Here is a 9,154-nt window from a genome sequence, read left to right on the forward strand (position 1 = left end):
GCCCTCAGGCGTGCCCCGCCTCCATCGACAGCATGGCCGGATTGATCCCCATCAAGGCGAGTGCCCTGTCGTATTTGTTGTCGAGGCTGCGGTCGAAGATCAGGCTTTCGGTGGCAGCGCAATGCAGCCAGCCGTTCTGGGCGATCTCTTCTTCCAGCTGCCCCGGGCCCCAGCCGGCATAGCCGAGCAGCATGGTGGCGTGGCGGGGACCGCGCCCGTCCGAAATGGCGCGGACGATATCGAGCGTGGCGGTAAGCGAGATGTCGTCGCTGACGGGGATGGAGCTGTCCGACAGATAATCGTCGGAATGCAGCACGAAGCCACGGTTCTGCTCGACCGGGCCGCCGCACTGGATGGGAAAATGGCGGGCGTGATCGGGCAGCATGATCGCGTCGTTGCGGTCGATCAGCTCCAGGTGCAGGAGGAGATCCGCGAAGGTCACCGATTGCGAGCGGTTGATGATGAAGCCCATGGCACCGGCATCGGAATGGGCGCAGATATAGACGACCGCGCGGGCAAAGTTGCCATCGGGCATGCCCGGCATGGCAATCAGCAGCTGTCCATCGAGGAAGCCGCGTTCTCTCAGATCGGTTTTCGACGACAATGCCATGCCCGCCTCCTTAGTTCGCCTTATCGGCAATCGGCTTCACGCGTGGTTCTGATGTAGTCTCCCATTCAAGATGGGCCAGAAGCGGGTTCCGATCAACCCAAAATGATTGGCATGAAGCAAGCGTGACTGGCCAAGCCGACAGCGATCTTCTAGAGCCGGAGGCATGATCTCCAAAATGAACCCAGCGATGTCTTGTTCCCATCTCCGAGGCTTTTCTCGCAGCAGCCGCGCATCGGTAGTTGCAGCAGCCCTTGGCCTGTTCTCGCTGGCGTCCGCCATGCCGGCGCTGGCGGCGAGCAGCGACTGGGCGGTGAACGAAGGCGGACGGATGCGCCTGATCCTGCTGCCCCCGGAGGCAGACGGGACGCGACACGGCGCGCTCGTGATCGAGCCCAAACCGGGCTGGATCACCTACTGGAAAGAGCCCGGCGATGTCGGCATTCCGCCCGCAATCACGCCTCAGCCGGGCGCGTCCTACACCGTGGAGCTTATCGGTTTTCCCGTGCCGAAGGTCCTCTCAAACGACGAGATGACCGATGTCGGCTATGACCAACCTGTTACCCTGCCGCTCCGCCTGAAGAATGCGCCTGATGACACCGGCGTGACGCTGAGTGCCTTTGTCGGAGTCTGCCAAAACATCTGCATCCCCTTCCAGGCCGATCTCAGCGTGCCGCCAGACGCAGACGGGATCGCCAATGCCGTCGAAACCGCCCTCGTCCGCTCGGCACAGGCCCAGGTGCCGCCAGGTCCCTCTCCCGACTTTCACGTCATCGACCACCAGCTGGGAGCCGGCCACAGAGAGCTCGTCGTGCGGCTGAAGATGCCAGCTGGCGCCGACAGTCCGAAGGCCTTTGTCAGCGGGCCGAGCGGCCATGTCTTCGTCGATTCCGTCGCCTCCCGAGGCGCCGATGGCGAGACGATTCTGACGTTGCCGATCGGCAAGCTGCCGAAGAAATACAAGATTGCCGGCAAACACTGGGGAATTCTCGTGATCAGCGGCGACCGCGCCATGGAAACCACGCTTGCCTTTGATTGACCCATTCCTATATTCGCCTCGATTGCCATTCGGAGGGGTTCTGGATGGAGCAACCAAGCGAGGACGATTTCATGACCATTGCCATTGGCGACAAGCTGCCCCAGGCCACCTTCAAGGAAAAGACCGCTGACGGTCCGGTGGAGATCACCACGGAACAGCTGTTTGCGGGCAAGAAGGTCGTCGTCTTCGCCGTTCCGGGTGCGTTTACCCCTACCTGCACGCTGAACCACCTGCCGGGCTACCTGGAAAACCGTGATGCGCTGATCGCGCGTGGCGTCGACGACATCGCCGTCGTCTCCGTCAACGACTGGCATGTCATGGGCGCCTGGGCTCAGCATTCGGGTGGCCAGGGCAAGATCCATTTCCTCGCCGACTGGGACGCCTCCTTCACCAAGGCGCTCGGCCTCGACATCGACCTGTCGGGCGGCGGGCTCGGCGTACGTTCGAAGCGCTATTCGATGCTGGTCGAGGACGGCGTGCTGAAGAGCCTCAACATCGAAGAGAACCCGGGCCAGGCGACGGTCTCCTCGGCCGCGACGATGATCGAGCAGCTCAGCGCCTGAGACAGCAAGAGATTTTTTAGAACTGAAGAGGCTCGGGAAACCGGGCCTCTTCTCGTTTTGGGAAGCGTCAGTGCGCCAGATCGAAGACGAGGATGCCGGCCAGGCCACCATCGGTTGCGCCGACGATGCGTTCGCCGACTTCGACATGCTTCGGATGCTTCAGATAGTAGTCGCGGACCATCTCGTCCTCGAAGGTGACGATGAAGCCGTCATTGTAGCCGCCTGCCAGCCCTTCCGGCGAGACATTTGCCCCGGCCTTCACCTCCAGCATGCCCGGTACCACGTCCTTCAGATCGGCAATGGCCGCATAGATCGCCTGCTTCTCGGCCTCCTGGACGGCCGCCTTGAAGCGCAGGAACACGCAGTGCTGGATCATGGATGTCTCCCGTATGTTGTTTTGACGGGAGCATAGGGTCAACGGGGGAAAGGGCAAGGGGATGATGCGTGGCGCCCTCCTCGCCCCTTCAATCACTTCACCATCAGGGACTTGGGAAAGCCGCCCGACTTCTTGAACGGCTCCATGCCCTTACGGGCAAGCTCGTCGGCGCGTTCGTTCTCCGGGTGGCCGGCATGGCCCTTGACCCAGTGCCACTTCACCTTGTGGCGCTGGTTGGCGACGTCAAGCGCCTGCCACAGCTCGCCATTCTTCACCGGCTTCCTGTCTGCGGTCTTCCAGCCATTCTTCTTCCAGCCGAAGATCCACTTGGAGATGCCGTCCATCACGTATTTGCTGTCGGTGTAGAGGTCGACTTCGCAGGCGTCTTTCAGCGCATTCAGCGCAGTGATCGTGGCGAGCAGCTCCATTCGGTTGTTGGTGGTGTCGGCCTCGCCGCCGGAAAGCTCCTTCTCGGTTTCGCCGTAGCGCAGCACAGCACCCCAGCCGCCGGGGCCGGGATTGCCCGAACAGGCGCCGTCTGTGTAGATCTCGACATGTTTCATGCGATCAGTCCGTATTCCGAGGCATTGGTAACGGCGCGGTGGAAGCGCAGCTTCTTCAGATATTCGAGCGGGTCCTTCTTGACCACCAGGGCTCCGGCGGGCGTCGTCAGCCAGTCGTAGAGGCGGGTCAGGAAGAAGCGGAGAGCAGATCCGCGGCAGAGGATCGGCAGGGCCTCGATTTCGGCGGCCGACAGCGGGCGCACGGACTGGTAGCCTTCGATCATCGCCTTGCCCTTGGTGATGTTGTAGGCGCCATCTTTCTCGAAGCACCAGGAATTGAGGCAAATCGAGAGGTCGTAGACCAGGAGATCGTTGCAGGCGAAATAGAAGTCGATCAGGCCCGACAGGGTGTCGCCGAGGAAGAAGACGTTATCCGGGAAGAGATCGGCATGGATGACGCCTGTGGCCAAGTCCTTCGGCCAATGGGTCGAGAGGAAGTCCAGCTCGGCGCCGATCTCGGCTTCCAGCCCCTCCTCCACCTCGTCGGCCCGTGCCTCGGACTTTGCCCAGAGCAGCTGCCAGCCTTCAAGCGACAAGGCATTCGGACGCGTAAGTTCAAAGCCTTCGCTGGCGATGTGCATCTTGGCAAGGGCTGCGCCCACCTCGCGGCAATGCTGCGCTTCCGGCTTTCGCAGCCACATGCCTTCAAGGAAGGAGATCAGCGCTGCCGGGCGGCCCGAGAGTTCGCCGAGCAGTTCGCCATCCTTGCGCGGCAGGGGCAGCGGGCAGTTGAGCCCGCGCTCCGAGAGGTGATGCATCAGGCCGAGAAAGAAGGGCAGGTCGGACTTTTCGACCCGCTTCTCGTAGAGCGTCAGGATCAGCGGGGACTTCGAGGTGTGCAGCAGGAAGTTGGAATTCTCCACGCCTTCGGCGATGCCCTTGTAGGAGAGCAGTTCGCCTGCATCATACTGCGCCAGAAAGGCCTTGAGGTCGACTTCGTTGATATCGGTATAGACTGCCACAGCGTGAGGTTCCGTGCCGCTTCGGGGATGAAAGCAGTCCTATAACGGGCGCGGCGCCCATGCCAGCCCTGCTGCGACACGGGGCACAGGAAATGGTACTCACAGGTGCTGAGATCGCATGACTGCAATGTCACGCTGAGAGCGCATAGCCCCGGATGTTGTTCGGATTGTTGTCGCTCGTCATCTGCTGCTCTGCCGCCCTGGCCAAGAAACCAGAGCGCGTCAGACCATGCGCCTCGGCATGAGCGTCAATGGCACGCAGGAGGTCTTCGGCCAGAGTGATGTTGACGCGGACTGCCTTCTTCGCAGGGGTTCTCAGCGGGATGAGAACGGCCACGGCATCGCTATTTCCAGGATCAGACATGATTGCCTCGAGCGACGAAGGCTCCGGAATGGCCTCACCATCCTCAATCATGCCTTCGACATGGAATGCCAGAGCTTCCTCCGCCATGCGGCGTGCATCGTCCAGATCCGTACCCGCCGTGGCGACACCGGGGAAATCGGGGAAGGAGACGCCGTAATCGCTGTCGGGATCCTTGTGAATGAGGCCAATGAAATTCTGCATGAGCTCACCTCAGCTTCAACGAAGACTGTTTCTCGATATTTTTCAGGGTGCCGATTGGCAGATCTCTCTTCGGATGAGGGACAGTGACGCGGCCGGGCTTCTTCTCATGCTTGAACTGCACATGACTGCCCTTGGTGGAGACTTCATACCACCCGTCAGCTTTCAACGCGGCGATAACTGCTGAACTCCTCATGTTAAATATTATACACACCCGATGCGCACGTCTCAAGATGCTCACCCTGTGCCGATCTTGGACGAACACTTTACGAACTGCTAATATCGATCCGATAGCATTTCCGAAACAACGCGGGACTGTTGCAATGGATCTCCCTCCGACTGCTCGCCTGGCACATGACTTTGCTGCAACAATGAACCTCGCGCTCATCGTGGTCGACAGCCAAGGCAACATCCGCTTCGCCAATGCCGCCTTCTGCGCCATGTTCGGTTACGAAGCCGAGCAGGTTCGTGGCCGACAGATCACGATGATCATCCCAGAGCGCATGCGCGGCGCCCATTCTGCCGGCATGGCCAATGCTGCGTCGGGCGCCAAGCCGGGGCTGGCGGGAAAACCGGTGGAAGTGTCCGCGCTGAAGAGCGACGGAACGGAATTTCCGATCGAGATCACGCTTTCCATGTGGACTTCAGAGGGCGAATTCTGGGCCGGGGCCACCATTCGTGACATCTCCGAGCGGCGCGAGCGCGACGCGCGGTTGATGCGCCTTGCCTCGCATGACACGCTGACCGGCCTGCGAAACCGCCACGAATTCATGACCGTTCTTGCTGAAAAGCTGTCGTCGGGTGCTGCCTGCTCTCTCCTGATGATTGATCTGGACGGCTTCAAGGACGTCAACGATATGCATGGCCATCTTGTCGGTGACAGCCTCCTGCAAGCGGTCGGGGTGCGCCTGCCCTATCTGCTCGGCGACAAGACGGTGATCGGACGCCTCGGCGGCGACGAGTTTGCAGTGCTCTTCCCCGACAGTGGTGATCCGGTCGTTGCAAAAAGAGAGGCAGCGCGAATTCTCGACGCCTTTCGCAAGCCCTTCAGCCTTGGTGGTCTGGAGCTGGAACTGGGGGCGAGCATCGGCATCGCGCTTGCGCCTGCGCATGGACGTGAGGCCGAGGAATTGCTGGCCTCGGCCGATTTTGCCCTCTACCGCGCCAAGGCGGCCGGCGGTCGTGCCTATCGGTTCTTCGAGACATCCATGCGCAACGAGAGCCAGGCCAAACGCGACATGCGCGACCGGCTGCGCCGCGCGTTGCACAAGAATGAACTCGAAATCTATTACCAGCCACAGGTGGATCTGAGCACGCGCAAAGTGGTCGGTTTCGAAGCGCTGATCCGATGGAACCATCCCGACCTCGGTCTCCTTTTGCCCGGCGCATTCCTGCCTTCCCTGGAGCAAAGCTCATTGGCCAGCGATATCGGCTGGTGGACCATCGAAGAAGCCTGCCAGATGGCGGCAGACCTCAATCGGCAGGACGGCCGATACCGGATCGCCGTCAATCTTTTCCCGCAACAGTTCCGGTCGCCACATCTATGCGACCGTGTGAGCGATGCACTGGAACGCCACCAGGTGGCGCCGGAGTGGCTGGAACTGGAAATCACCGAAGAGGTGGCGTTGAACGATGCGGACGCGAGTGTGCAGGCTCTGAAGGCGATCCGCGATATCGGTGTCGGCGTCGCATTCGACGATTTCGGGACAGGTTTTGCATCGCTGAGTTCGTTGCAGCGCTACCCGCTGACCACCCTGAAAATTGACCGAGGCTTCATCCGCGACATTCGCACGCGCACCTCGGACGCGGCAATTACCCGCGCGCTCGTCGCGATGAGCACGGAAATGGGCTTGCGGACGGTGGCCGAGGGGATCGAGGGCCCCGAACAAGAAAGCGTCTTGCGCGATATCGGCTGCCAGGAAGGCCAGGGTTATCTGTATGGTCGGCCGATGCGGAAAGAGGATGCGCTGAGATGCATAAACAATGCTGGAACGATCGGCAAACCCCTCCGCGTCAACGGACTCTGACGTCCGTGTTCAAGCTAGTCCGCGCGGAGTTGCAGAAGTCGGCCGGTTCTGGTCTTGGCGGCAATCTGCTTCTTGCCAAAGGCGCAGTCGAAAGTTTCCGCCAGCCGGCCCTTATCTATGCTGTTGGCGGCTAGCCGCGCCTGTGAGCCTGCCAATTGCGAGCGCGATCTTGTTTCAGCCATCAGGCCATCGAATTTCATGGCGAGCTTCGGAGACTTGCGCTTCAGGAGGCACTCAAAATTTCAGACTGCGCGGCAGGTCAGCCATTGACCCAGGCCATGTCCTCCCGTGTCAGTTCGACATCGCGCAATTCGCGGTTCACGAGGAAATGTTCGTTTTCTTCCGCCGTTATGGCCAGTTCGACCTTGGCATCGAAGCGCTGGCGGAAGGCGTCGATGATCTCGTCGACGATGACCTCAGGCGCTGAGGCGCCGGCGGAAATGCCGAGGGTTCCGATCTCGCCGATTTCAGACCAGTCGATTTCGGATGCGCGCTGGACCAGCATCGAGCGCGTCGCCCCTGCCCTCAAGGCGACTTCGACGAGGCGCTTCGAGTTCGACGAATTGGGAGCGCCGACGACGATGAAGAGATCGCAGCCGGGGGCGGCTTGCTTTACGGCTTCCTGGCGGTTGGTCGTCGCGTAGCAGATGCTATCGGCGGAGGGCGCCGTCAGGTTGGGGAAGCGCTCCATGAGGCGGGCGATGACGCCTGCCGTGTCATCAACGGACAACGTCGTCTGCGTGACATAGCCGAGATTGTCGGGATTGGCGGGCTCGTAGGCATCCGCATCCTCGACCGTTTCGATCAGCGAGACGCTTCCCGGCGGCAGCTGGCCCATGGTGCCAATGACTTCCGGATGGCCTTCGTGACCAATCAGGATGACATGGCGGCCAAGGCGCTCATGGCGCATGGCCTGCTTGTGGACCTTGGAGACCAGCGGACAGGTGGCATCGAGATAGAAGAGGTTGCGGCTTGCCGCATCCTCCGGCACCGATTTCGGCACGCCATGGGCGGAGAAGACCACCGGCTGCTGGCGATGTTCGGCGGGGATCTCGTCGAGTTCCTCGACGAAGATCGCGCCCTTGGCTTCCAGCCCCTCCACGACATAGCGGTTATGCACGATCTCGTGCCGCACATAAACCGGCGCGCCATAACGCTTGAGGGCGAGCACGACGATCTGGATCGCGCGATCGACGCCGGCGCAGAAGCCGCGCGGGCCGCAAAGCCTGATCGTCAGAGGGGGGCGGTTCAGGTGCATGTTCATCGGTTCAACCGGCAATCAGGACAGCGATAATGGCGAGTGCCGCCGGAAGAGCCTGAATGACAAAGATCTTCCGCGAGGCCGTTGCTCCCCCATATAGGCCCGCGACCAGTACACAGCCAAGGAAAAACAACTGAATTTGAAAACCGAAGGCGACATCCGGGTGCAGCAGGCCCCAGATCAGGCCTGCGGCGAGGAAGCCGTTATAGAGGCCCTGGTTGGCCGCCATGACCTTGGTCGCTTCGGCCTGTTCGGGTTTCATGCCGAAGGCACGGCGGCCGGTCGGCGTGGTCCAGAGAAACATCTCGAGGATCAGAATATAGATGTGTTCAAGCGCGACGAGCGCGACCAGTGTCGAAGCGAGATAGGACATGCATGTACCCCTTGGCGGCGATCGATCGGGACCGCACGGCCTTGCGTGTTTAGCCGAAAAGCTCTCTTCGGACTATCGGGTTTTGCGCCTGAACAGACCTGCGACCGCGACGGCCACGAGGGCAACTGCCAGACCGTACCAGGTGATGACATATTGCATGTGATTGTTGGGCAGGTCGATCTGCGTCACGCCGCCCCGGGGCAGACCACCGGCGACCGGGGTCGAATCGGCATCGAGGAAGAAGGGCAGAACGCGATCGGCCGGCAGATCCACGGAAGCGGCCATGCGGCTTAGATCCTTCCAGTAGAAGATGTTCGCCTGCTCGTCATTGTCGGGAACAAGCGAAGAGGGCTTTTCCGTCAACTCCGCCCGGGCAAGGCCGGTGACCGTCTGCGCACCTTCGATCTGTCCTTCGGCACGTCCGGCGGACTCCTTGCGGTCATAGGGAACGAAGCCGCGGTTGACGAGGAGATAGCGGCCGTCCGCGAGTTCGAGCGGGGTGTAGATGTAAAAGCCTGACTGGCCCTGGAAGGTCGCCAGGAAATGGCGCTCCTTGTCATGCAGGTAGCGGCCGCCGGCGGTGGCGTGACGATAGTCGACAGGTTCGCCGGTCGAGAGCAGGCGCTCCAACGTGGCAACATCCACGGGGGCGGCCGTGCTGCGTTCCTGGATGTCCGCGAGCAGACTTTCCTTCCAGTGCAGCCGGTTGACCTGCCAGGTGCCGAGCGACAGCAGGATGGCGAGCGCTGCCGGCACCAGAACCAGGGCAAGCCAGAAACGCCAGGTGCGGCGACCCTCGCGATTTGCCTCGTTCATCCGTG

13 protein-coding genes are annotated in these 9,154 nt (G+C 61.3%); 3 read left to right on the forward strand and 10 right to left on the reverse strand.

Annotation, left to right across the window (positions count from 1 at the left end; genetic code table 11):
- Positions 1–4 precede the first annotated feature (4 nt).
- A complete protein-coding gene (locus tag BSY240_RS08080) occupies positions 5–610 on the reverse strand; it encodes a YqgE/AlgH family protein (protein ID WP_069041963.1) in 606 nt (201 codons plus the stop codon).
- A gap of 187 nt (positions 611–797) precedes the next feature.
- Between BSY240_RS08080 and BSY240_RS08085 the strand changes: the two genes are divergently transcribed.
- Entirely contained in the window at positions 798–1,646 is an 849-nt protein-coding gene (locus BSY240_RS08085) for a protein-disulfide reductase DsbD domain-containing protein (RefSeq protein ID WP_236759336.1), read from the forward strand.
- A gap of 71 nt (positions 1,647–1,717) precedes the next feature.
- On the forward strand, positions 1,718–2,209 hold the full coding sequence (locus tag BSY240_RS08090) for a peroxiredoxin (protein ID WP_069043894.1): 492 nt from the start codon (positions 1,718–1,720) through the stop codon (positions 2,207–2,209).
- 67 nt (positions 2,210–2,276) lie between these two features.
- Here the strand turns inward: BSY240_RS08090 and BSY240_RS08095 are convergent, their stop codons facing one another.
- The 5 genes from BSY240_RS08095 to BSY240_RS23665 form a co-directional block, all read right to left on the reverse strand.
- The gene (locus tag BSY240_RS08095; RefSeq protein ID WP_054148958.1) at positions 2,277–2,585 is read right to left on the reverse strand and encodes a Dabb family protein; all 309 of its coding nucleotides are present in this window, start codon (positions 2,583–2,585) and stop codon (positions 2,277–2,279) included.
- A gap of 92 nt (positions 2,586–2,677) precedes the next feature.
- The gene (rnhA, locus tag BSY240_RS08100) at positions 2,678–3,148 is read right to left on the reverse strand and encodes a ribonuclease HI (protein ID WP_054148957.1); all 471 of its coding nucleotides are present in this window, start codon (positions 3,146–3,148) and stop codon (positions 2,678–2,680) included.
- Positions 3,145–4,110 (reverse strand): homoserine kinase, encoded by a 966-nt coding sequence (locus tag BSY240_RS08105; protein ID WP_069041964.1) that lies wholly within the window; start codon positions 4,108–4,110, stop codon positions 3,145–3,147. Before BSY240_RS08105 ends, rnhA begins: the two co-directional genes overlap by 4 nt.
- A gap of 130 nt (positions 4,111–4,240) precedes the next feature.
- Complete coding sequence (locus tag BSY240_RS08110; protein WP_054148955.1) at positions 4,241–4,675, reverse strand: type II toxin-antitoxin system HicB family antitoxin; 435 nt, start codon at positions 4,673–4,675, stop codon at positions 4,241–4,243.
- 4 nt (positions 4,676–4,679) lie between these two features.
- Positions 4,680–4,868 carry a type II toxin-antitoxin system HicA family toxin gene (locus BSY240_RS23665; protein WP_082347610.1) on the reverse strand — a complete coding sequence of 63 codons (189 nt, stop codon included), beginning with the start codon at positions 4,866–4,868 and terminating at the stop codon, positions 4,680–4,682.
- Between the two features lie 127 nt (positions 4,869–4,995).
- Between BSY240_RS23665 and BSY240_RS08120 the strand changes: the two genes are divergently transcribed.
- Positions 4,996–6,699, forward strand: coding sequence for a putative bifunctional diguanylate cyclase/phosphodiesterase (locus BSY240_RS08120; protein WP_236759337.1), 1,704 nt, complete (start codon positions 4,996–4,998; stop codon positions 6,697–6,699).
- A gap of 14 nt (positions 6,700–6,713) precedes the next feature.
- On the opposite strand, the gene BSY240_RS24125 is transcribed toward BSY240_RS08120, so the two are convergent.
- From BSY240_RS24125 to BSY240_RS08135, 4 genes are all read right to left on the reverse strand, one after another.
- The gene (locus BSY240_RS24125) at positions 6,714–6,881 is read right to left on the reverse strand and encodes a hypothetical protein (protein WP_171901559.1); all 168 of its coding nucleotides are present in this window, start codon (positions 6,879–6,881) and stop codon (positions 6,714–6,716) included.
- A gap of 77 nt (positions 6,882–6,958) precedes the next feature.
- Positions 6,959–7,957 carry a 4-hydroxy-3-methylbut-2-enyl diphosphate reductase gene (gene ispH / locus BSY240_RS08125; RefSeq protein ID WP_371418470.1) on the reverse strand — a complete coding sequence of 333 codons (999 nt, stop codon included), beginning with the start codon at positions 7,955–7,957 and terminating at the stop codon, positions 6,959–6,961.
- Between the two features lie 10 nt (positions 7,958–7,967).
- Positions 7,968–8,333 (reverse strand): DUF1304 domain-containing protein, encoded by a 366-nt coding sequence (locus BSY240_RS08130; RefSeq protein ID WP_054148951.1) that lies wholly within the window; start codon positions 8,331–8,333, stop codon positions 7,968–7,970.
- 72 nt (positions 8,334–8,405) lie between these two features.
- Complete coding sequence (locus tag BSY240_RS08135) at positions 8,406–9,149, reverse strand: SURF1 family protein (RefSeq protein WP_054148950.1); 744 nt, start codon at positions 9,147–9,149, stop codon at positions 8,406–8,408.
- Positions 9,150–9,154 lie beyond the last annotated feature (5 nt).

This window comes from Agrobacterium sp. RAC06 (genome assembly GCF_001713475.1).
Lineage (GTDB): Bacteria > Pseudomonadota > Alphaproteobacteria > Rhizobiales > Rhizobiaceae > Allorhizobium.